Genomic DNA, 22,958 nt, shown 5'->3' with positions numbered 1-22,958 from the left:
ATAATAAAACTCCCTCCTAAAAATTAGGTGGGAGTTTATGTGCTTTCACTGTATTTAACAAACTGTCCACTGAATATTATGCTTCATAAGTTCTTCTTCAAAGCTATATGGCATTTTTTTATCACAAATTACGTGTTGAATACGCGAAATTGCTGCTATACGATAATTCCCTTTCACGCCTACCTTCGTATGATCACATAAAATATATGTTTTCTCAGCTAATTTCATCATCGCCTCTGACAATTTCGCTTTCTCTAATTCAAAGCTGGAAACTCCAAAACTAGGTAATAACCCATCAATCGAAACAAACGCTTTATGAAAATGGAATTGCTGTATGACTTGCTGAGAAATAGACCCTGATACACGCGAATGCTTTGGAGATACTTTTCCACCTATAAATAAAACTTCACCATGAAACATCTTTTTATTAATAGAAGAAATTAATTGTGTTGCGACTGGAAATGAACTTGTTACAATTGTTAAGTTCTTACGATGAACAAGGTATGGAACCATCTGAAGCGGTGTACTTCCATCATCAATTGCAATGACATCACCATCTTCTACAAATGTCGCTGCTTTATAACCAATTCTTTTCTTCTCTTCTATATGTAGCATTTCTCTTTCTAACATTGGTGCCTCTACTCCAGCGCCTGGAAGTTGAACAGCTCCACCATACACTTTTTTCAGCTTCTTTTCACGATCTAATTCTTCTAAATATCGACGAATCGTTTCTGTTGATACAGCAAATTCTCTCGCTAATTCTGAGACCTTTACTTTCCCTTTAAATTCTACCTTTTCAAGAATGGTTCGCTTTCTTTCTTCTCCTACTACAGACATAGCTTCACCTCATTTATATCTCCCTTATAAACTTCCTTACTTATACAAAGTTATAATTTTCTTTATAAGTAGAAACTTCTTCATGAATATGAATACCGCGCTTTGCTAGCTCATCAAAAATCAATTGTGGATTTTCAAAGGCTTCTTCAGGCGTAACAACACCCACCCTATTTACATTTCCATTTGCAATTAACTCTGTAGCAACCCCAAATGGAATACCGACGTTTCTCGTATACGCTCTTAATTTTTCCCATCCTACAACAGAACCATCAGATAACGGATGTGTATGATATAACACATGTCTTTGCTTCTCATTATTTTTCATACCTATTACTTCTACATGAAGTGCATAACCATAAAGCTCTGTTTCTTGACCTTCTTTCGATTGCAATAAATACTGCGAAATACAATCCATAATTCCTATTTCTTTCCCGTTTATTTCAATCTGATCATTACGCAATATGCCGTAATCATATAAAGCACGTACAAGTTGCATATTTTGCTTTGGCCAAGTTCCTCTCGTCTCTATCAGTTTGACACCTTTATTTTCTAGTGCCTTTGCTAACGTAATCGTTTCAGAATGCGGAATGATATACTGTGTTGCCTTACCATAAGGCGCTGGCAATTCTATTTCTCTCGGACGCGCAAACGGAAGTACTTGCTTAAATTCACCATCTTCATACACTATACGCGATGATAAATGTGGATCATATTCATATGTCGTTGTCTCTGTAATTGAAGCAGAAAAAGCAATCGGACGATACGAACCGTGACTTACACGGACGGACTCTACAGTATCCAGTTGATTTGCTGCATGCATTGCCATCATTTGCGTTACACCTGGCGTCATGCCAAATCCAGGTAAACATGTTTTTTCATTTTGAACAAATATAGCATGCGATTCATTTTCTTCACCAAATCCATTTAAGTTCACACCGTGACAGCCTGCTTCTGCAATACAGCGAGTCGACAATCCGTTTAGCTTTATCGTCGTACCGTCCATTACAATGTCATAACCTTTCATTTTTGCAACCGTATCCTCGTGATTCGTTACATCTACTTTTACAAAATCAACACGAGGATCGTTGAGCCATTCTACTACTTTACGGCCCTCTTCCTCGTTAAAATCGGCTACAGTAATCGTCTCAAAAGATGAAAATTGAACTAAATCCAAAATAGCTTCACGACAAATTTTACCTGCTCCACCTAAGCAAAATACTTTCACCCAATAACAGCTCCTTTAGCAATACAATCAACTAAGCGATTAATATCTTCTTCATGTACATCACCGATATTTCCAATGCGGAACGTATCTACTTTCGAAATTTTCCCAGGGTAAATAACAAATCCATAACGCTTTAATTCATTATATAACTGTTGAAACTCAAACCCCTCTTTTGGATAAATGAAAGATGTAATAATAGGAGATTGATATTTCTTATCTACTAGTGGCTTAAATCCGATTTCTCCCATTCTATTCACTAGTAGTTTTTGATTGTTGTAATATCGATTGTAACGCGCTCTTACTCCACCTTCTTTTTCTAGCTCAAGTAGCGCTTGATAAAAAGCATGTACAACATGTGTAGGTGAAGTAAAACGCCATTTCCCATTTTGTTTTTCCATCGTTTCCCACTGATCATATAAATCAAGAGATAAAGAGCGTCCTTGCCCTTTACACTTCAATAATTCATCACGTTTTGCGATTACAAATCCGAATCCAGGAACCCCTTGAATACACTTATTTGCACTACTAATTAAAAAATCAATTTGTAAATCAGCAATGTCTATTTCAATCCCGCCGAAACTACTCATCGCATCAACAATTGTAACCTTTCCATACTGTTGTCCTAATTTACATACATCTACAATTGGATTTATAATTCCTGTCGTTGTTTCACAATGAACAACTGCAATATGCGTAATCTCTTTATCTTCTTGCAATAACTTTTCTACTTCTACAATATTAGTAGGTTCCCACTCTTCTGTTTGACTGATCACTACATCAATCTGTAACATCTCTGCCATTTGCACAATTCGCTTACCGTACGCACCATTTGTACAAACGAGAAGCTTCCCATTTGCCGGAATAACAGAACCAATTACTGCTTCAACTGAAAACGTACCGCTTCCTTGCATTAACACTGTTGTATATTTCTCTTCTTCCTTCGTCGCTAACGATACAAGTTTAGCTCTTACTTCTTGCACCATCGTATTATATTCATCATCCCACGTACACCAATCGTATAGCATAACTTCTTTTACTGATTTTGTTGTCGTTAATGGTCCTGGTGTTAATAATAAGTAGTGATTTTCATTCATGATCCCGTGCCCCTTTTATGAAATAATAAGTTCTTGTTTCTCGATATGTTCCATTACGTTTTCGAGCTCCTGCATCGTTTCAATCGTAAAATGAGCCCCATTTTCAACAAACCGATTACGAACTATTTCTATTTTTTCACGAAGCTCTACCGAATCCATACTCTCCACTTCCTCTTCCGTTAAACCAAGCTCACTACTTCCAAGAATTACACCAACTGTCCACATTCCAGCATTTCTACCTTCTTTCATATCTGATACTGTGTCCCCTACTTTTATCATATGGTTCATCGGATACACACCAAGTTCCATTGCATTTTTATAGCACATCCATGGATATGGACGGCCTGCTGGAACATCATCTGGCGTAACAAGAAAATCAGGTTTATATCCTTGTAACGCTGCTTCCTTTGCTACAATTTCCATCATTTCTCTCGTATAGCCCGTTGTTGAACCGATTTTAATGCCTCTCTCACGTAAAGAAGCGATTACTTCTTTTACCCCATCAATCGGCGTAGCATAACTTGGTAAAATAGAAAAGAGAATTTCTTCAAACTCTTCATACATCTCATGAATGTCTGCTTCTGTTGGTAATTGACCGAAGACACGCTTCCACTCATCCGCAATACGAGGCATTTCTGTTAGTGCCCTTACATGATCTATTTTTAATAATCCCATTGGCTTACGTGCTTCTTCTGCTGTAATTTCAACGCCGCGTTTTTGAAAAATCTTCATGAATACTTCTAGCGGTGCAAAACATCCGTAATCAACCGTCGTACCTGCCCAATCAAAAATAACTGCTTCAATTTTCATTCTGTCCATCACCCTTCTTACTTATCTTTTTTGCCATTGTGAAGTTCGGTTACGAAGTGCTTTCGTTCCCCATTCATATACAACTCTCACTACAATATTTGTAACAACAATAAGTACACTCATTGCAGCTGCTGGCGCTACATTTCCTGCATCATCCATATTTACGATTGATACGGCAGCTAGTTTAAAATCAGCTGCATATAGGAATACAACTGCCGATACAGTTACCATTGAATTTACGAAGTAGTACATTACCATTTCTAAAATTGCTGGTAAACACATTGGTACTGTTACTCGGAAGAATGTTTTATAAAACGGAATACCCATCGACTGCGAAACAAGCTCAAACTCTCGGTCTAATTTCTTTAAGGCAGTCGTTGCCGTGACAAATGTTACAGAATAAAAATGAATGATATTTACTAGTACTAATACAGCGATTGTTCCGTATAAAGAATGAAACGGATTCGTTACTGATAGTCCAAGAATTTGAATCGTTGGTTGACTAAAGAAAAAGACATATCCTAATCCGAGTACTAAACCTGGTATCGCTAACGGCACTATAGAGAAAAAGTAACCTGTTTTTCTGAAAAATTGTAGCTGGTCTATTTTCTCAATTGCATATGCGAATGCAAATGTTAAAATCGCCCCAATAACTGCTGTAACTGCTGAAACAATTACGCTATTTTTAAATGCTTCAAGTCCATCTCCTGTTAAACTTGAAAAATTAAAATGCTCAAATGTAAAACTCATATTATATGGCCATACTTTCACACTTGCAGCAATACCAACTGCAACAAATAATAGAATGATCATAAGGGTAATCACACTACAATATATGAATGAAATTACATCTCTTTTCTTATTAGCTATTATTCTGTACGGTACTGCTTTTGAAGATAAGAAATTCGCCTGCTTTCTTTGCGTAATACGATCAACTACAAATGCGAATATAGCTGGGATTAATAAAATCATTCCGACAGTTGCACCCATCGGCATATTTTGCTGTCCAATTACTTGTTTGTATACGTCAGTAGCAAGCACATTATATTGCCCACCAACAATTTTTGGTGCCCCAAAATCAGTAAAACTAAGTGTAAACACAACAAACATTGCACTAATTAATCCGTACTTTACACTAGGTAAAGTAACCGTGAAAAATTGCTTTGTTTTACTGGCTCCTAACATATTAGAAGCTTCATATAAACGATAATCAGATCCTTGAAAGGCAATTAGCAATATGAGAAAGGCTTGCGGAAATGTATACATAACTTCAGCTATTACAATTCCTACTGGTCCATATAAAGGGATTTGTATACCTTCAAATAAACCAAACATTCCTTTCGTTACTAGCCCTTGATTACCAAATAAATATGTAAGTGCTATACCGTGCATCATCGTTGGTGCAAACAATGGTAATAACGCTACATACTGAAATACACGCTTTCCAAAAACATTCGTACGGGCAATTGCATATGCGTAAACGAATGCGATTGCAACTGAAATAATTGTTGTTGCGCCCGAAATCCATACTGTATTTTGTAAAGACTGAACTAAAGTTGGTGTTGTGAAATATTTACTGAAATTCGATAAACCAACGAAAACTCCATCTTTATTATAAAAAGCTTGTGTAAATAGTTGTAATAGCGGTAATACAAGTATGATAAGGAAAGAAAAAATCATACCGATAATTACGAGCCTTTGGATCCATTCCTCTTTCCCTATACTTCTCTTAATCTTTTTTTTCGTACTTTCTACCTTATAGTTTTCTAACATCTCCATCTATACAATGACCTTCTTTCCATATGACAACATATGATTTTCTGAGAAAGAGATTTGAATCGGCTTTCCTTTTCTAATAGCCGTTGCTTCTACTTCTGATGCTAATATATCCACTACAATTTTCTCATTATAAAGGTGTGTGTTTTCTTCTAAGACTCGCACTTCCGTCCGATATACAGATCCGCGAAATTCCATACTTTCCACAACTGATTTAATACCGTCCTTTTGTACAATTGTTACATGTTCAGGACGAATTGCATGTTCTTCGTTATTTTTCGAAAAGAAATTAATAGAACCAATAAAATCTGCCACAAACGGATTGGCTGGTCTTTGATAAATCTCCTCTGGTGTTCCAATCTGCATAATTTCCGCATGATTCATTACAACAATTTTATCAGCCATCGTTAATGCCTCTTCTTGATCATGCGTTACCATAATCGTCGTTACTCCTATTTTCTCTTGCAAATCACGCATTTCCCTACGTAATTTTTCACGCACTTTTGCATCTAAAGCTGATAACGGCTCATCGAGTAACAAAATATCTGGAGACAGAGCGAGCGCACGTGCAAGTGCTACTCGCTGCTGTTGTCCACCAGACATTTGAGCAGGATATTTATCTTTTACATTCAGCAAATCTACAAGTTTTAACGCATCTAGCGCTTTCTCTTTCACTTCTGCTTTCCCATATTTTTTTGTCTTTAAGCCGTATTCAATATTTTCAAGTGCTGTTAAATTCGGAAATAAAGCATACGATTGGAAAACCATTCCGAAGTTTCTCTTTCCAGGAGGCAATGCTGTAATATCTTTTCCATTCACAGCTATACTGCCAGTCGTTGGTTCCTCTAGTCCCGCTAAAATGCGAAGCAACGTCGTTTTCCCACAGCCACTTGGGCCTAATAAACAAACAAACTCATTTTTTTTCACAGTAAAAGAAATATCTTTTAACGCTGTAAATGCATCAAACTGTTTTTGAATGTGTTGAATTGATAAATATTCGCTCATTTTTCTCTCTCCCACTCACTTACTTTTTCGGTTCTGCTTTTTGGCCAAACTCTTTTTCCCATTTTTCTAAAATTTTGTCACGATTTTCTGCTGCCCATTTAAAGTCATTCTTTTTATATAATTTTTCCGTAACATCTTTCGGGAATCCCTCTGGAAGTTTATAGTCATTTTTAATTGTCGCAAATCCATTTTTCTCAAAGTATAACTTCATTACATCATCAGTAATTGCCCAATCTAAAAATGCTTGCGCTAATTTATCATTTTTCGCATTATCTTTCTTAATAAGTGCGTTCGCTTCTACTTCCCATCCTAATCCTTCTTTCGGCAGTACAACTTCAACTGGTGCACCTTTTTGTTTCTCTTTTAAAGCACTATAAACCATTGATACACCGACTGGATATTCACCTGCTCCTGCTAATTTCGCTGGTTTTGAACCTGAATGCGTATAACTTGCCATATTATCATGAAGTTTCTTCATGTAATCCCAGCCTTTATCTTCACCCATAATTTGTAGCCATGCAGAAACTGTTAAAAATCCTGTTCCAGATGATGCTGGATGTGGCATAACAAGTGTTCCTTTATACTCTGGTTTCGTTAAATCTTCATATGATTCTGGCATCGGTAAATTTTTCTTCTTTAACTCTTCTTTATTTACAGCAATCCCCGTCATAAATGCAGTATTTCCTACCCATTTTTCAGGTTGCTTATCATCTTTAAATTGTGGAAGAACACGATCTGCTCCTTTTGGAGAGTATCCTTTTAACATATCTTTTTTATCTAAAGCTAATAGACTTGATGCCGCAGTTCCCCATACAACATCTGCTTGTGTATTTTTCCCTTCAGCTAGTAATTTCGCAGTAATAACTCCTGTTGAATCACGTACAATGTTCAATTTCACATCAGGATATTTCTTTTTAAAGGAATCAAGATAAATTGGTACAAGCTCTTCTTCAATGGCTGTGTAAACAGTTAATGATCCAGATAATTTGTCATCTTTCACTTTCGCTCCAGCACTTTCTTCTTTCTTTGCACCACACCCCATTAATAACGAAAATACCATTCCAGTCGCTACAGCTTTAAAGATTGTTTTTTTCACTGTTTCTCTCTCCTTTTACAAATCTTATGTACAACTCAAATATAAACAACTAGTGTAAAAGCAGTATTAAACCAACATTAATCTTTTGTTTGTTGTTTGTTTTTGTGTAATACGTTGCTACTTCTATGTTTTTTCGCATTTTTCTGCTAATAGAAAACACTAAATTTACAAATAATTAAAAAAACCTTTATAATCCCACAAAAAAATGAGGCGTTTGTAAAAAACGCCTCATTTTTGTTTCCCTTTTTTTGAATTACGATTAGCATACTTTGCGCTATTTTCTCCTTCATACTCTAATGCAAATTCTGCATCTGGTAAGCTTTCTTTCGGAGTTTTATTATTATTGATTGCCGCATTTTGTTTCACTTTTCTTTTTACCAATACATTCACCTGCTCTCAAGAAATCACTTTCTACTCTATTTTGAAACAACTTAAAATAATTATTACTGGCAAGTGTTAACAAGTACATAAGAGGCGTTCGATGGAAATACTACATATGAAGAAACCATTATAAAAAGGAGCGATGATTTTGAAGAAAAAAGAAAAGATTCAATCACCGATTTTAGACGAAACGCTCCCGCATCAAATGAATTTTCCATCTTTTAAAGGAACAGGAAAAACGATGCAACAACCTTTTGTGAATCAATATGATGTTGTAATTGGAGACAGTAAATATAATTCCGAGAACAGTCCGCTTAACAATTGGAGTGATGAAGTAGATCCTGCCATTATGGCTGGCGATGAGTGGATCCATCCTACAAATGATATTGGCTGGATTTCAGAAGAAAATCAAGAATTGCTAAAAAACGAAGCGGATAATAAAAATGAAGCTTTTATGCATCCACAATTTGGCATTAACGACTAAAAAACCATTCTACCTAACGTAGGTAGAATGGTTTCATACTATCCAATAATAATCCGCTCTTTCGGGTATTTATAGCGAGGTGGTTGTTCCCTTCCACCACTAGCTAAAATAAATGTTAAAATGCCAACGCGTCCGATAAACATAAGCACAATAAGTACAAGTTTCCCAACAGTTGTTAAATCAGGCGTAACACCTGTTGATAGTCCCGTCGTTCCGAAAGCCGAACAAACTTCAACAATTAAGCTCATAAGCGGTACATTTTCCGTAATAGATAAAATGAATAGCGCAGTAGCACATAACAAAATCCCCATCGTCATAACGACAGATGCTTTCAGTACATCCTCTTCATGTAGCTGACGTTTGAAGACTCTAACTGTTCTACCGCCCCTTGCAAAGGTGTATAGTGACAATATACTAACAGCAAATGTTGTTGTACGTATTCCGCCCCCAACCGAACTTGGAGATGCCCCTATAAACATTAGTATACTCATAAATAAAAGCGTCGGTTGTGACAATTCACGTATATCCATCGTAGCAAGTCCACCACTTCGCGTCGTCACAGATTGGAATAATGTATAAAAGACAGTTTCATGCCATGACTTTCCTACTAAAAAATGATTTCTCTCCAGTAAAAAAATCATAATTGTACCAACAACAACGAGTGCAAAAAATGTTGTTGTCGTCAATTTTGTAAATAATGAAAAACGGAATAATTGTTGTCTCCTTTTACTAAGGAATTGTTTCACTTCCATTAGCACAGGGAAACCAATCGCTCCCAAAATAATTAGTAACATATGAATCATTTGAACAATATAATCTTTTTTATACGGAATTAATGATTGTCCTGTTAAATCAAATCCGCCGTTCGTAGTCGCACTAACAGCTGCAAAGAAACCGTGAAAATAAGCTTCTTGCCAAGTCGGAAAGTAAAGTAAAAATCTTGTACCTAATAGGATTGCTCCAATAAGTTCTATTGAAATAATTACAATCAAAATAGAACGCATCAATTCTACAAGACCCGATAAATTCCCTTGATTATGGTCTGCCATAATCAGTCTTCTTCTCTGCAAACCAATCTTTTTTCCTGTTATAATCCAAACGAATGTACCTAACGCCATAATTCCTAAGCCGCCCAATTGTAAAATAAGGGCTAAAATAATAATTCCTGCCGTAGTAAATGTATCTGAAATCGTAACAACAGACAGTCCCGTAACACTTACCGCACTAACAGATGTAAAAAGCGCATCTATAAATGTCCATTTCACACCAGGCTTCGTAACAAACGGTAAACTAAGCAATATCACCGATACAACTACCGCTAATAAATAAAACAAAACGATGAGTTGTACAGGACGTAATTTTTGTAAAAACTTTTTTATATCTCTCATTCCATCACTTCGCTACCTTTTTTCTATCGATTAAATAAAGAAAAATCTTTACTTTCTTTATTTGTAAATAACTGCTCAAATAATTTAGCAAAGACCATTCCATATACAGCTCCATTACCTCCATACGGCAATGCGTAAAACAAATTATGAATCTTTTCGTCTTCTTTTAAAATGGGGAGACCATCATGAGTACCACCAAATGCGGCTGCCCAATAGTAGTCTGCCTGTATATTTTTATACTGCGGGAACATCTCTTTTACAATATTAATAAGGATATCACGCTTATGCAATAATTTCGTATCACCAATTGTTTGAATTTGCAGCGCTTCATCTAATCCGCCTACAATAATGCGGTTTCGATACGTTCGAAAATATAAGTAGGGCCGTGCCGTTTCCCAAATTAACGATCGCTCATGCCAGCCTTCAAACTGATCTATTTCATTTGTTACAATTGCATAAGAGGTGTCTACTGTTGTATTTTTTCTTTCTTTCTTTCCAAAAAGCGCTTCATAACCTGTCGCCATAATAATATTCTTTGCTACAATTTGATTTCCTGTTTTCGTGTAACAAATTAAATCATTTTTGCGTTTTTTTATATGTATTTCCTCTGTATGTTCATATATATTAGCTCCCATTTGATTTGCTTTATGCAAAAGACTGTGCGCTAATAAATACGGATTCACCTCGGCATCACCGTGTGTATATAATGCCGCTTGTTTTATGAAAGGATAACGTTTCTTAATATCAGCTTCTGTAAAATATTCAACTGGAAATCCATAATTCTGTAACGTATTATATTCCTCTTGTAAAAATGAGACATCCTCACTTTTACTTGCATAATATAAACTATTTCGCGGAATAAAATGGGGATTAATATCAAGAGTCGGTATAACCTCTTCCATTGTTCTTAGCGCTTCATAACAAAGCTTATATGCTCGTACCCCTTTTTCTTTACCCAATGTATGGATAAGAGAGGTTAACGATTTATCATGAAGAAATTGTAGTAAACCTGTATTAGCAGCTGTGCTACCACATGCAATTACTCTTTTTTCAATAAGTGTAACACTCATGCCAATTTTCGCTAACGAATGCGCTATATGAGCACCGGCTTCGCCACTTCCGACTACGAGCACATCACATATCATATCATTTTCTAACAGTGGATAACAAGGTACAGAAACTCCTGTATTCCAAAACAACTTACCCATCATAAGTTTCATAATTATACTCCTAAAATATAAATTTCTCCTTTCTATGTTTTGTTATTTTTCACAAAAAAATCCAACTAACATAGGCTAGTTGGATTTTTTATTTTTAATTAGAACGCTCTTCAAGCCAATTTCCAATCGTCGGATATGTTTGTTTTACAGCTGTTCCACCGTAAACGATAGACATATGCCCTGTCGGTAAACATACATATTGTTTATCTGTGCTAGAAATATGGTCTAGTAATGCTTCTACTTGACATGGCAAAGCGATATGATCACGTTTCCCGGAAATATTTAAGACATTCGCCTTAATATTTGCAAGATCTACCTTTTGTCCGCGAATAACGAGTTCACCCTTAACCAATTTATTATTTTGATAAAAATCACGAATCCACTGTCTGTATGATTCACCTGGGAACGGAATACCATCACCAACCCACTTTTGAACCAATCTCCAGCTTTCGACGAAGCGTTCATTCTCTGAACGATCTACTAGAGCAACATATGGACCAACAAAGTTCGTAATTGGCTTTAACATTTTGTTTCCGAAATCAATCATTTCTGGCGGAATATTTCCAAATGTATCAACCGCTTTATCTAAATTGAAGTATTTCTCATCTAATAAAGGACCATACAATCCTGTTTCAGAGAAATCAAAAGGACTTGTCATGAAAATTAAATTACGAATTGGCATGTGCGGATGAAGCGCTGCATAAATAGAAGTTAGCGTTCCACCCATGCAATAACCAAGTAAAGAAATCTCGTCCGATTTTGCAGTTCGCATTACTTTTTTTACTGCTTTTGCAATATAATCAAACACGAAATCATCAAATTTCAAATGACTATCTTCTAAACCAAATGTGCCCCAATCAAGCATATATACATCAAAACCACGATCCACTAGATATTCCACTAAACTATTTCCAGGAGTTAAATCCATAATATATGGTTTATTAATAAGAGCATATATTAACAGAATTGGAACTCTTTGTGTTTTTTCTTGTTTTGGAATGTAGCGATAAAGCTTCGTCTTATTCTTCGTCCAAATAACCTCTTTCGGCGTTAATCCGACTTGCGGCTCTGGTTCACGTAATAAAATTTCACTCGCCCTTTTCACTCGGCGGTATGCTTTTCGGTACTCTTCTGGGTATAGCTCTAATTGCTTTTCCCATTCTGTTGCGAATGTAGTCATTTTTCTATCTCCTTTTTGGTGGATTTCCTTCTTAAAAAAAAGAAGTGCATTCCTGCTATGGATATGCACTTTTTTCTTACTTCATTACATATATAATCCGCCGTTAATGTTTAATTGTTGACCTGTGATATACGCACCGTCACGGCATAGGTATACTACACCTTTTGCAATTTCATCAGCTTGACCAAAACGTTTTTTCGGGATTTTTGCAACGATTTTTTGACGTACTTCTTCTGGTACTTCTGCTACCATTTCAGTATCAATAAATCCTGGGCAAATAGCATTTACAGTGACATTTGTTTTTGCAAGTTCTAACGCTAATGATTTTGTAAATCCTAACATCCCCGCTTTTGCTGCTGAGTAGTTTGTTTGGCCAAATCCACCTGCTTGACCAATAATAGAAGAAATGCTAATAATTCTTCCTTCTTCTGCTTCCGTTATGTATGGAAGAACCGCACTTGTCGTATTAAATACGCTGCTTAAATTCACGTCAATTACGCGCTCCCAATCTTCACGATTTAACTTTTTGAATGTACGGTCTCTTGTAATACCAGCATTATTAACAAGAATATCAACTTTACCAAAATGATTCACAGCTTCTTCTACAAGTCGGTTTGCATCTTCTACTTTAGAAACATCCGCTTGCACTGCATAAACGTCATGTCCGTCTTTTCCTAATTCATTTACTAAATTTTCAGCTGCTTCTTTACTGCTATTATAGTTAATAACTACTTTCGCTCCCTCTTGTGCTAATGCTACTGTAATTGCTTTTCCAATTCCTTTTGCTCCACCTGTTACGATTGCTACTTTTCCATTTAATTGAACCATTTCTTTTCCCCCTTAAATGAATTTGTGAACGATTGTTATGAATCATTTTGGTACTCATACTATAGAGTCCATATATAATTATGTTTCGCTGTTTATACGTGAAAAGAGATTCTCCCTCTCTCTTTTATCTGTTATAAACAAGCGCTTTTATCATTTTTTATTTTCTGGTTTATTCGCAGGCTTTACCTCTTCTTTTACAGGTACTTGTAGTTTAGCTAGTACTGCATTTTGCTTTTCTAGCAATTCTAAAATTTGATCTACTTTTGTTTCAAGCGTACGAATATCTTGTTTTACTTTCGTTACATCACGCTTTAATGTAGGAGCTTGCCCTAAAGAATCTACTTTCTCCTCTAGAAACTCCTCAATGTTATCTACTTTATTTTCTAAGTTAATAACAAGCGTAGCCACTCTTGCGATATCCTCTTTCGTCGGCACATTTACTTGTTCTAAATAGTTTTTTGTCGTATCATTTAATGCTTTTTGATAAAACAAATTCAAATCTAGAACGCTGCCCATCCAAGCAGAATATTCTTCTGTTTTAATTGTTTCATTGAGCGCTTTTCCCCAAAATGTTTCGGTTTGTTCATAAGCATTTTTCCATGCTTGTAGTGGATCGAATTTTTGATCAATCACTTTACCTACACTCCCTTTTTCGTTTTTGAAACAATTCAACCTATTCACTATTTTCTAATATTCTGAATAAAACTTCAAGTCTATATTTTATTTTTTTCTATTTTCTAACAAATGTGTTGACTTTAAAAACAGATAGGTGTAAATTGCACTTATAAGCAAAAAATTCCATCTAACTGATTCATGAGGTGATGCACAATCATGCTACAAAATGAACCAGAACAACGCGAAAGTTTGGAGAGCAACCAAGCGAAACAACCAAACTCCATGCCAAAAAACTTCTTAGTTCCCTTCTTACTTCTCTGTCTAAAAGACTGGAGTCTTCATGGTTACAAACTTATTCAAATGCTAATGGATATCGGCTTTTCTTCTGTTGACCAAGGTAATGTTTATAGAACACTACGCAAATTAGAAAAAGAAAACCTTATTTCTTCTACTTGGGATACAAGCGATGGAGGGCCGGCAAAAAGAATTTATTCTTTAACTGAATATGGAGAGCAATATTTAACAACATGTGCGACTTCTTTTGAACATTATCAAAATATGTTGCGAACGTTTTTCACGTTATACACCAATGCATTCTTTCCATTTTCTACTTCTCCAGAAAAGGATGAAACGGATTCTTCATCTTCACCTGGTGGTACAGCAGAGTAATCTGCGTTCACAATATGCAAAAAAACATTTGGGGGTCAAACAATGGAAACTAAACCATACGAATTAGTCGATGCATTTTGGAAAAACTGGTCTCAATCACTTTCCCTTTTCTCTTCAGCTGGGAAGCAATTAGAGCAACTTACTTTAGAAACATTAAAACAACAACAAGACGCTTTGCATAAATTAACATCAGGAGTAGATGAACTAGAAAAAGAACTACAACAACTCACTGCTCAGTTCAATAACCAATATACAGATTACGTGAAACAATTAACTGGAAACTCCTTAAATGATCAAATTAACGAGTGGCAGGACAAATGGAAGGAACTTTCTGCTCATATGCATCAGCTTACTGTTTCTCCTACAAAAACATCATTGTCAATTCTTACCCAAACAAGCGGCCAATTTGAAGAAACAACAAAACAATTTATTGAGCAACAACAATTACAACGTGAAGAGGCTCAAAAACAGTTAGAGGGTTTTTTGGAAGAGTTCAAGTCAAAACAGTTGGAACTCGCAAAAAAGTTCGAGGAAAACTCAAAAAATCTATTTACTTCCATCAAGTAAGAAAAATGTGGGAGCTAACCGCAGCACAAACAAAACTCTTTCTTCCTCCTACTACATCAAGATGGCTAACATTTTTCGATATGGAAAAGAAGGAGGACAAAATGAATCCATTTCAAGAAGCACAAACTGTTCCGGAGCTTCGTTATGATGAGATTCAAGTCGGTGATCAAGCATCCCTTACAAAAACAATTACAGATGAAGATGTTATCAATTTTGCAAAATTGACTGGGGATGTGAATCCTATTCACATTTTAGATTCTTTTGCAAAAACGACAATGTTTAAAGAACGTATTGCTCACGGTATGCTCGTTTCGAGTTTTATTTCTACCATCCTTGGAACGAAACTCCCAGGCAAAAATACGATTTATTTATCCCAAAATGTTTCATTCCGTGCCCCTGTCAAAATCGGTGATACACTTCGCGTTGTGGCAGAGGTTATTAAGAAGCGTGATGATAAAAAAATCATTACGCTGCAAACAAACATATATAATCAATCAGATGATATTGTCGTGGAAGGAACAGCGACAATACTAAAAAAAGAGTAGCAAATTTGCTACTCTTTTTTCTATCCAAGAACTTCTAATCGCACCGATTACTTCCGCGTATGAGTACGTCGTTTCCACATAAAATAACGTTACCAGTTTAGATAAGAACTTAGCTGAACTGGACTACTCATAAGGATGTGTATCAACATGGTAAAAACAAACAAATTATTAGTTCCAGGTGCAGAACAAGCACTTGAACAATTTAAATATGAAATTGCACAAGAATTTGGTGTAAGTTTAGGATCTAATACAGCATCTCGTTCTAACGGTTCAGTTGGCGGTGAAGTAACAAAACGTCTTGTTGCTTTAGCTCAACAACAATTACGTGGATAATAATATAACATATGGCTTAGAGGCAGATATTCTCTGCCTCTTTCTATTTTCAACATACATAATGGTGCTTTTTCACATACTAATCAAAGCAAAACGAAAGGAGCGATATGTGAAATGAAACGGATTAATATTAGCATGAGCCCTCCCCGCGTTCTTACTTTGTCTTTTCTTGTATTATCAGTTGTCGGCACATGTTTATTAAAACTACCCATTGCTACGACAACGTCCATTTCATGGCTCGATGCCTTATTTACAACCGTTTCCGCTTGTACTGTTACTGGGCTTGGTGTTGTAGATACTGGAAAAGTATTTACTTTGTTTGGACAATGTGTCATTTTAACGCTTATACAAGTTGGCGGGCTTGGCATTATGAGCTTTGCTGTCTTAATTGCGATTATGCTCGGAAGAAAAATCGGTCTTCAAAATCGGATTTTACTGCAACAAGCATTAAATCAAACAAATATCGGCGGCATCATCCGTCTTGCCAAAGCATTATTTTTATTCTCTTTTACAGTCGAATGTATCGCTACTATAATTCTTTCTTTTGAATGGGTACCAAAATATGGGGTTATGAAAGGGATCTATTATAGTTTTTTCCATTCAATCTCAGCCTTTAACAATGCTGGCTTTTCTGTGTGGAGCGATAATTTAATGTCCCATTCTCATAGCATTCTTGTCAATCTCGTCATTTCCTCTCTCATCATTTTAGGTGGAATTGGTTTTACAGTAATCGTAGACATAAAAAGAAAGAAAAACTTTAAAAACCTTACACTACATTCAAAACTTATGCTCTCTTCTACTCTAATCGTCAACATTATTGCTACCCTTTTTATTTTTATATTCGAGTTCCATAACTCCCTTTCTATGAGAGGTTTTACCCCATTTGAAGAAGGATTAGCCTCTTATTTTCAAGCAATTTCAACGCGAACTGCCGGGTTTAATACAGTTGATATTTCTACATTGTCAAAACCTTCTCTTCTATTAATGATGCTCCTTATGTTTATTGGTGCTGGTAGCGCTTCAACTGGTGGTGGGATTAAGTTAACAACATTTTTAATCATATTTTTTGGCGTATTTAAATTTTTACAACAACAAGAGGATATTGTCGTATTTAAAAAATCCATTAAAGATACTCTCATTGTCAAATCATTAACCATTACTATTATTTCAATTTCATTTATCTTTTTTGCTATTTTAATTTTGAGTATTACTGAGCGAGTTCCTCTATTGATGAGTGCTTTCGAAGTATTTTCAGCATTTGGGACTGTTGGCCTCAGTATGAATTTAACACCCCACTTAACTATAATCGGAAAAGCTATTATTATCTTTATGATGTTTTTCGGGAAAATGGGTCCTTTAACATTGGCTTTTTCATTTGCTCGTAAAAAGAACCTGAAAATAAAATATCCGAATGAAGATATTTTAACAGGTTGACAACCGTATAAATTATCCATATAATGAGAATACAATAACATATCTCCAAAGGGGAGTAGCGTCCAAGAATATTTCTTGGAAACAAAGTCGTCATTACGTAGAACTTAGTTCTTCCGGCTTTGTTGGCATTTTTTATTACATATGTCTAGCAAGACCTTTGCCTATTAACGGCAGAGGTCTTTTTTGCATTCACTTCCAGATTCTTCCAAAGTTAATAGGCAGGAGTATGGGGAAACTAAATAGTGGGGAAATTCTTCACTTATTTAGAACTTATAGAAATGAGAGGAGAATGTACATGGATGTATCATTATTATTGGAGTATGGTTGGGTATTACTCATCCTAATTGCACTTGAAGGGATTTTAGCGGCTGATAACGCTCTTGTTCTTGCAATTATGGTAAAACATTTACCAGAAGAAAAAAGAAAGAAAGCACTATTTTATGGATTAGCGGGGGCATTTGTTTTCCGATTTGGATCGTTATTTATGATTTCGTTCTTAGTCGATGTATGGCAAGTGCAAGCAATCGGTGCCATCTACCTTATGTTTATCGCTGGTAATCACTTATTTAAAACATATGTTAAAAAGAACACAGATGAAGAAACAGAAGAAAAAGAAGCAAAGAAAAAACAAGAGAACTTTTGGTGGACTGTATTTAAAGTTGAGGTTGCTGATATCGCCTTCGCAGTTGATTCAATTTTAGCTGCTGTTGCACTAGCAATGACTTTACCAAAAACAGGATTAGGTACAATTGGTAGTCTTGATACTGGGCAATTCGTTGTTATCTTTGTAGGTGGACTTATCGGATTAATCATTATGCGATTTGCAGCAACTGCTTTCGTACAAATCTTAAAACGTAAACCAGGACTTGAAACCGCAGCATTCTTAATTGTAGGTTGGGTTGGTGTGAAGCTAGCAGTTTATACATTAGCACACCCTGCATTAAATGTAATTCCACATTCATTCCCAGAATCCACTCCGTGGAAGCTTACATTCTGGATTGTATTAGTCGGAATCGCAGTTGGTGGTTGGTTCTTCTCAAAAGAAGTAGAAGTAAAAGTAGAAAAGAATTTAGACGAAAAAGCGCTGTAATTACAGCGCTTTTTCTTTTTCTTTCTTCCTCCCAATGTCCAGAAAAAATTCCATTATACTACCTTTTGTAAACGTTTTCTTAATGTATGTATGTCCTTTTTGTGAAACATTGCACAAACTTATTGAAAGTGAGAACAATTCCATGTACTTTATTCATATAAGGAGTATTTATAGAAGATTTACTAAAGGAGCGTATTACTCATGCTAGAACAAGGACTAGATTATGTTGTCAAACTGGCTAAAAGCAAAAAGAAAATACTAGATACAAACCCAATGCAATATTTCATTCGTGCTGCACTTGCGGGTATTTATATCGGTTTTATTATTGTACTATGTTTTAAATTAGGTAACTTTTTTCACATCGCAGATTCACCAGCAACTTATTTAGCTGCTTCTATGTTTTTCGGGATTGCTCTCGTACTTATTATATATGGCGGTGCTGAATTGTTTACTGGGAACACAATGTACTTTACTGTAGCAACTTTAAGAAAAGAAACAACGATTTCTGATACACTACGTAACTGGGTTGCTTGTTATGCAGGTAACTTAGCCGGCGCGTTATTCTTTGCCTTACTATTTTACGCAACTGGAATTTTTGAAGCAATTGATCACGGTCACTTAATGAGTAAAGTCGTTGAAGGAAAGATGAACACACCTACAATGCAGTTATTCTTTAAAGCCATTTTATGTAACTGGCTCGTATGTCTTGCTTGTTTCTTACCTTCTCAGGTTAAAGGTGACACAGCAAAAATAATAGTCATGATGCTACTTGTTTTCACATTCTTCTTATCTGGTTACGAACATAGTATTGCAAACTTATCACTCTTTGCTTTATCTTTAGTTTCACCGCATCCTGAGACAATTTCTTTTTCAGGTGCTATTCATAACTTAATTCCTGTTACAATCGGTAACATTATTGGCGGATCAGTATTTGTCGGTATGGTATACCACTACTTAACAAAGAAAACACCTGAAGTTCAACAGGAAGAAACTGAAATCGCAGCAGCTCAACAAGAAGAGATTATTCCTTTACAAGCACATATGAAACATTAAAAACTCCAAAGTTTTACTTTGGAGTTTTTAGCTTCCCACGTATTTAACAACAAGGTGAGGATTAATTTCTCCTTCTTCTTTTCCCTTATCCATTCTCTGTTTCATCTTGTGCATACCGATGACATCATTCGTATGAAGGTGAATTTCATTCACATATAATCCCTCTGTACAAAAAGCTTCTACAAAATCTAGTCCATTTTTTGCTCTCCACCCCATATTAAAATCAAGGGAAAGAATATTCACATCATAATTCCGAACCATTTGCAAGGCACATTCTACCGTAGTTGCGGACACATACCCGAACGGGCAACTTCTTTGATCATCCATATATACGTTCATTTTTGACTCCCTCTCTAATTTGAATATGCGGCCAATACATAACACATTGCCCCAAGACTAATAAAAGGACCAAATGGAATTGGCTTTCCTACTTCTATACGTTTTAATACGATACCAATCCCGAAAAAACAAAGACTAAAACAAGATGCTAAAAATAAAACGATAAAAACTCCCTTCACTCCTACTATAAAACCAAGTAACGAAAGTAGTTTTATATCTCCTCCGCCAAGCCCTTCTGGATATATCTTTTGCATGCAATATAACAAAAGGAATATAACACCACTACCAACTATACTATCTGTCCAAGTAACTAATTGTACAAAAATACTTTCGAGAATGAGTAAAACGGCAAACGAAATTAAAATACAATCAGGAATTAACATATATAAGTAATCTGTAACTGAAATAATAAGAAGTAGCGAAAAAAGGGATAAAATGATAATAAGTTCTCGTTCTATTCCAATCATATACACGGTAAGAAGAAATATACTTCCTGTTATACATTCAAATGCTACATATATAATTGGAATTTTCCTCTTACAATTCGTACAACAGCCTCTTTGTATATAAAATGAAATGATGGGGATTAGTTCTTTTGGCCTTAGCACATATTTGCAATAATAACAATGTGAACGCGGGGTAATAATAGACGCACCTAATGGAACCCTCACCGCAACTAACATAAAAAAAGAACCAAACACCATCCCTGCTAACAGTGCATATAAATAAGTGAACATCCCTTCCTCTCCTTTCCAAAAAAACATAGCAAAAAAAGGAGAGAACTTCTACTTCATATTATCCTTTATTCTACTAAAAAAGCAGGCCATTTTCCGGCCTGCTTTCCCCTCTTTTATACGATGAAATATACTGCTTTTAATGGTCCATGTACTCCGACAACAAGATTCATCTCAATGTCAGCCGAGTTACTTGGCCCTGTAATAAAGTTAATACAAGATGCCGCTGTCTCCCCATTTTCTACGCGTGAGTTCATATCCTGAACTGCTTGTGTAATACGAGGCACAAGTGTTTCACGTGGAATAATAGCAAAATATACAGTCGGTAAAAAGTGTAAAGAACGTCCCTGCCCTTTATGACTTTGTACAACAATTGTACCAGATTCGGCTAATGTATAATCACTAAATGCAATACCAATATTCGCTTTTTCAGCTAAACGCATATTTTCGTCTTTTCTCTCTGGATCCCATACGTTTACTTCAACGTCTCGCTTTGGAAGTTCTTCTTTAAATAAAGATGTTAAACCATATGCATCAAAACGATCATCTGCTGATAATAAAATAGGTCCCCCGCCGTTTTCCATGATTACTTTTTGAAGGTCTTCACCTAAACGGTCATTTGTCGTTTCTACTACAGTTGTATGAATGTTTGTACATTGCTTTTTAAACACTTCTAGTAATTCTTCTTGTGAATAATCTTTTAACGTTTCTATATTCACATTACTTTTCCATACTGGACGCTCTACACCTTCTGTTTTACGTGCGCGCCCAAGTTCTTTTGCAATGTTATCTAGAAAGGCATCACGGTTTTGAATTAATCCTGTCATTATTTATCCCCGCCTTTCTTATGATCTTTATACCAATCACGGAATCGTTCTTTACTTGGAGCTGGGAATTCACGAATATCCGTCCAGTTTTTAAGTGGTCCAACACCTTTTGATACACGATTACCAGATGTAAATGGACTCATTGCCGCTGGTGCCATTTTTGAACCCATTTTATATAAAGCAGCTGAAGAAGCACCCATACTAAACATTTTCATCGCTAGTTTTTCTGCAAGTGGTGCACGACCTTCTTGCTCAACGATGACTTGACGATGTTTTAATAATAAATCATGCAATGGAATTTTTACTGGACAAGCTTCTGTACATGCTCCGCATAAACTAGATGCATAAGGAAGCTCTTTGTAATCATCATATCCACCTAGAAGCGGTGTTAATACCGCACCGATTGGTCCTGAGTAAATCGATCCATATGAATGTCCACCAACGTGACGATATACAGGACATACGTTAACACAAGCAGCGCAACGAATACATTGTAATACGGAGCGGAATTCAGATCCAAGAATTTGAGAGCGACCATTATCAACAACCACTAAATGGAATTCTTCAGGTCCATCAACTTCCTCTTCTTGAATTGGTCCTGCTACTGTTACATAACTTGTTAATTTTTGACCTACTGCACTACGACATAGTAAACCAACTAAAACATCTAATTCTTCCATTGTCGGAACCATACGTTCCATACCCATTACCGCAATTTGTGTTTTAGGAATTGACATAACAAGATCTGCATTACCTTCATTCGTTACTAAACAAAGAGATCCAGTATTTGCAACAGCAAAGTTACAACCAGTTACACCAATTTCTGCATCCATAAATTTCTCACGAAGTTGTTTACGAACAAACTTTGTCATTTCATATGGGTCATCAGAATTTTCATAGCCTAGCTTTTCTTTAAATACATCGCGAATTTGCGTTCTATTTTTATGAAGTGCAGGTGCAATAATATGTGAAGGTGGATCGTTATCTACTTGCAAGATATACTCTCCTAAGTCACTCTCTAACACTTCACAGCCAATCTCTTCAAGCGCATGGTTCATACTAATTTCTTCTGTTACCATCGACTTTGATTTTACTACTTTTTTCGCTTGTTTCTTTTTGGCAACGTCTTGAATATACTTTGCAGCTTCCTCTTTCGTCTTCGCAAAGTACACGTGTCCGCCTCTTTTTGATACATTTTCACTTAACTGCATTAAGTAATAATCCAGATTTTCTAACGTATGTTGACGAATTTGTTCACCTAGTTCACGCCACTCTTCCCAGTTTCCTAATTCATCTGCAGCTTTTAAGCGATTCGTATATAAACGCGTTTGTGCAGAAGATACTGCTCCGCGCATAAACGAATCTTGAATTCCATCACCAACGCGATCATTAAATTTTTTCTCACTGATTTTCATAGACATAGCTTAT

25 protein-coding genes and 1 riboswitch are annotated in these 22,958 nt (G+C 35.9%); of the genes, 8 read left to right on the top strand and 17 right to left on the bottom strand.

All coding sequences use genetic code 11. The annotated features are described in order from the left end of the window. Positions 1-54 precede the first annotated feature (54 nt). The 8 genes from ACTFRU_RS09925 to ACTFRU_RS09890 all read right to left on the bottom strand — a co-directional run bounded on the left by ACTFRU_RS09925 (position 55) and on the right by ACTFRU_RS09890 (position 8,224). Positions 55-837 (bottom strand): DeoR/GlpR family DNA-binding transcription regulator, encoded by a 783-nt coding sequence (locus tag ACTFRU_RS09925; protein ID WP_000117668.1) that lies wholly within the window; start codon positions 835-837, stop codon positions 55-57. A gap of 40 nt (positions 838-877) precedes the next feature. Beyond that, positions 878-2,062: a saccharopine dehydrogenase family protein gene (locus tag ACTFRU_RS09920; protein WP_000862165.1), complete on the bottom strand. Its 1,185-nt coding sequence runs from the start codon at positions 2,060-2,062 to the stop codon at positions 878-880. Next, a complete protein-coding gene (gene phnW / locus ACTFRU_RS09915) occupies positions 2,059-3,156 on the bottom strand; it encodes a 2-aminoethylphosphonate--pyruvate transaminase (RefSeq protein WP_001004774.1) in 1,098 nt (365 codons plus the stop codon). Before phnW ends, ACTFRU_RS09920 begins: the two co-directional genes overlap by 4 nt. Positions 3,157-3,171: 15 nt before the next feature. Continuing rightward, positions 3,172-3,966 (bottom strand): phosphonoacetaldehyde hydrolase, encoded by a 795-nt coding sequence (gene phnX, locus ACTFRU_RS09910; protein ID WP_000687400.1) that lies wholly within the window; start codon positions 3,964-3,966, stop codon positions 3,172-3,174. Positions 3,967-3,987: 21 nt separating this feature from the next. Continuing rightward, positions 3,988-5,745 carry a putative 2-aminoethylphosphonate ABC transporter permease subunit gene (locus ACTFRU_RS09905; RefSeq protein ID WP_000425523.1) on the bottom strand — a complete coding sequence of 586 codons (1,758 nt, stop codon included), beginning with the start codon at positions 5,743-5,745 and terminating at the stop codon, positions 3,988-3,990. Beyond that, positions 5,746-6,747: a putative 2-aminoethylphosphonate ABC transporter ATP-binding protein gene (locus ACTFRU_RS09900; RefSeq protein WP_000006189.1), complete on the bottom strand. Its 1,002-nt coding sequence runs from the start codon at positions 6,745-6,747 to the stop codon at positions 5,746-5,748. A gap of 19 nt (positions 6,748-6,766) precedes the next feature. Continuing rightward, complete coding sequence (locus tag ACTFRU_RS09895; RefSeq protein ID WP_000750893.1) at positions 6,767-7,843, bottom strand: putative 2-aminoethylphosphonate ABC transporter substrate-binding protein; 1,077 nt, start codon at positions 7,841-7,843, stop codon at positions 6,767-6,769. Positions 7,844-8,071: 228 nt separating this feature from the next. Next, positions 8,072-8,224: a hypothetical protein gene (locus ACTFRU_RS09890; RefSeq protein WP_000240799.1), complete on the bottom strand. Its 153-nt coding sequence runs from the start codon at positions 8,222-8,224 to the stop codon at positions 8,072-8,074. 148 nt (positions 8,225-8,372) lie between these two features. Here ACTFRU_RS09890 and ACTFRU_RS09885 point away from each other — a divergent pair, with 148 nt between their 5' ends. Next, on the top strand, positions 8,373-8,708 hold the full coding sequence (locus ACTFRU_RS09885; protein WP_000726024.1) for a DUF3905 domain-containing protein: 336 nt from the start codon (positions 8,373-8,375) through the stop codon (positions 8,706-8,708). A gap of 38 nt (positions 8,709-8,746) precedes the next feature. On the opposite strand, the gene ACTFRU_RS09880 is transcribed toward ACTFRU_RS09885, so the two are convergent. The 5 genes from ACTFRU_RS09880 to phaR all read right to left on the bottom strand — a co-directional run bounded on the left by ACTFRU_RS09880 (position 8,747) and on the right by phaR (position 13,957). Continuing rightward, complete coding sequence (locus ACTFRU_RS09880; RefSeq protein ID WP_001204711.1) at positions 8,747-10,096, bottom strand: TrkH family potassium uptake protein; 1,350 nt, start codon at positions 10,094-10,096, stop codon at positions 8,747-8,749. Positions 10,097-10,119: 23 nt separating this feature from the next. Then, on the bottom strand, positions 10,120-11,316 hold the full coding sequence (locus ACTFRU_RS09875) for an NAD(P)/FAD-dependent oxidoreductase (protein WP_000772522.1): 1,197 nt from the start codon (positions 11,314-11,316) through the stop codon (positions 10,120-10,122). Positions 11,317-11,410: 94 nt separating this feature from the next. After that, entirely contained in the window at positions 11,411-12,496 is a 1,086-nt protein-coding gene (gene phaC / locus ACTFRU_RS09870) for a class III poly(R)-hydroxyalkanoic acid synthase subunit PhaC (protein WP_000206336.1), read from the bottom strand. An 84-nt stretch (positions 12,497-12,580) separates the two neighbouring features. Beyond that, positions 12,581-13,324 carry an acetoacetyl-CoA reductase gene (locus ACTFRU_RS09865; protein WP_000250407.1) on the bottom strand — a complete coding sequence of 248 codons (744 nt, stop codon included), beginning with the start codon at positions 13,322-13,324 and terminating at the stop codon, positions 12,581-12,583. A gap of 150 nt (positions 13,325-13,474) precedes the next feature. Then, entirely contained in the window at positions 13,475-13,957 is a 483-nt protein-coding gene (gene phaR, locus ACTFRU_RS09860) for a polyhydroxyalkanoic acid synthase subunit PhaR (protein ID WP_000566942.1), read from the bottom strand. A gap of 198 nt (positions 13,958-14,155) precedes the next feature. Here phaR and phaQ point away from each other — a divergent pair, with 198 nt between their 5' ends. The 7 genes from phaQ (at position 14,156) to ACTFRU_RS09825 (ending at position 19,630) form a co-directional block, all read left to right on the top strand. After that, positions 14,156-14,608 carry a poly-beta-hydroxybutyrate-responsive repressor gene (gene phaQ / locus ACTFRU_RS09855; protein WP_000939956.1) on the top strand — a complete coding sequence of 151 codons (453 nt, stop codon included), beginning with the start codon at positions 14,156-14,158 and terminating at the stop codon, positions 14,606-14,608. A 42-nt stretch (positions 14,609-14,650) separates the two neighbouring features. Next, complete coding sequence (phaP, locus tag ACTFRU_RS09850; RefSeq protein WP_000448594.1) at positions 14,651-15,175, top strand: polyhydroxyalkanoic acid inclusion protein PhaP; 525 nt, start codon at positions 14,651-14,653, stop codon at positions 15,173-15,175. A gap of 101 nt (positions 15,176-15,276) precedes the next feature. Beyond that, entirely contained in the window at positions 15,277-15,720 is a 444-nt protein-coding gene (locus ACTFRU_RS09845) for a MaoC family dehydratase (protein ID WP_001067916.1), read from the top strand. A gap of 147 nt (positions 15,721-15,867) precedes the next feature. Continuing rightward, on the top strand, positions 15,868-16,053 hold the full coding sequence (locus ACTFRU_RS09840; RefSeq protein WP_000241212.1) for an alpha/beta-type small acid-soluble spore protein: 186 nt from the start codon (positions 15,868-15,870) through the stop codon (positions 16,051-16,053). Positions 16,054-16,167: 114 nt separating this feature from the next. Continuing rightward, on the top strand, positions 16,168-17,487 hold the full coding sequence (locus tag ACTFRU_RS09835) for a TrkH family potassium uptake protein (protein ID WP_000822361.1): 1,320 nt from the start codon (positions 16,168-16,170) through the stop codon (positions 17,485-17,487). Between the two features lie 38 nt (positions 17,488-17,525). After that, positions 17,526-17,692: riboswitch (yybP-ykoY riboswitch) on the top strand. A 90-nt stretch (positions 17,693-17,782) separates the two neighbouring features. Continuing rightward, positions 17,783-18,577 carry a TerC family protein gene (locus tag ACTFRU_RS09830; protein ID WP_000383326.1) on the top strand — a complete coding sequence of 265 codons (795 nt, stop codon included), beginning with the start codon at positions 17,783-17,785 and terminating at the stop codon, positions 18,575-18,577. A 201-nt stretch (positions 18,578-18,778) separates the two neighbouring features. After that, positions 18,779-19,630 (top strand): formate/nitrite transporter family protein, encoded by an 852-nt coding sequence (locus tag ACTFRU_RS09825; protein WP_000893026.1) that lies wholly within the window; start codon positions 18,779-18,781, stop codon positions 19,628-19,630. A gap of 27 nt (positions 19,631-19,657) precedes the next feature. On the opposite strand, the gene ACTFRU_RS09820 is transcribed toward ACTFRU_RS09825, so the two are convergent. The 4 genes from ACTFRU_RS09820 to ACTFRU_RS09805 form a co-directional block, all read right to left on the bottom strand. Then, complete coding sequence (locus ACTFRU_RS09820) at positions 19,658-19,969, bottom strand: cyclic-phosphate processing receiver domain-containing protein (RefSeq protein ID WP_001103771.1); 312 nt, start codon at positions 19,967-19,969, stop codon at positions 19,658-19,660. 14 nt (positions 19,970-19,983) lie between these two features. Further along, entirely contained in the window at positions 19,984-20,706 is a 723-nt protein-coding gene (locus tag ACTFRU_RS09815) for a prepilin peptidase (protein WP_000495725.1), read from the bottom strand. Between the two features lie 113 nt (positions 20,707-20,819). Further along, entirely contained in the window at positions 20,820-21,530 is a 711-nt protein-coding gene (locus ACTFRU_RS09810) for a LutC/YkgG family protein (protein ID WP_000147187.1), read from the bottom strand. Beyond that, positions 21,530-22,951, bottom strand: a complete 1,422-nt coding sequence (locus tag ACTFRU_RS09805) for a LutB/LldF family L-lactate oxidation iron-sulfur protein (protein ID WP_000061930.1) — start codon at positions 22,949-22,951, stop codon at positions 21,530-21,532. Before ACTFRU_RS09805 ends, ACTFRU_RS09810 begins: the two co-directional genes overlap by 1 nt. Positions 22,952-22,958: the final 7 nt, after the last annotated feature.

Source organism: Bacillus cereus group sp. MYBK220-1, assembly GCF_051916445.1.
Taxonomy (GTDB): domain Bacteria; phylum Bacillota; class Bacilli; order Bacillales; family Bacillaceae_G; genus Bacillus_A; species Bacillus_A cereus.
The sequence above is the reverse complement of the archived record's forward strand: the minus strand, read 5'-3'. Positions and strand labels throughout refer to the sequence as shown.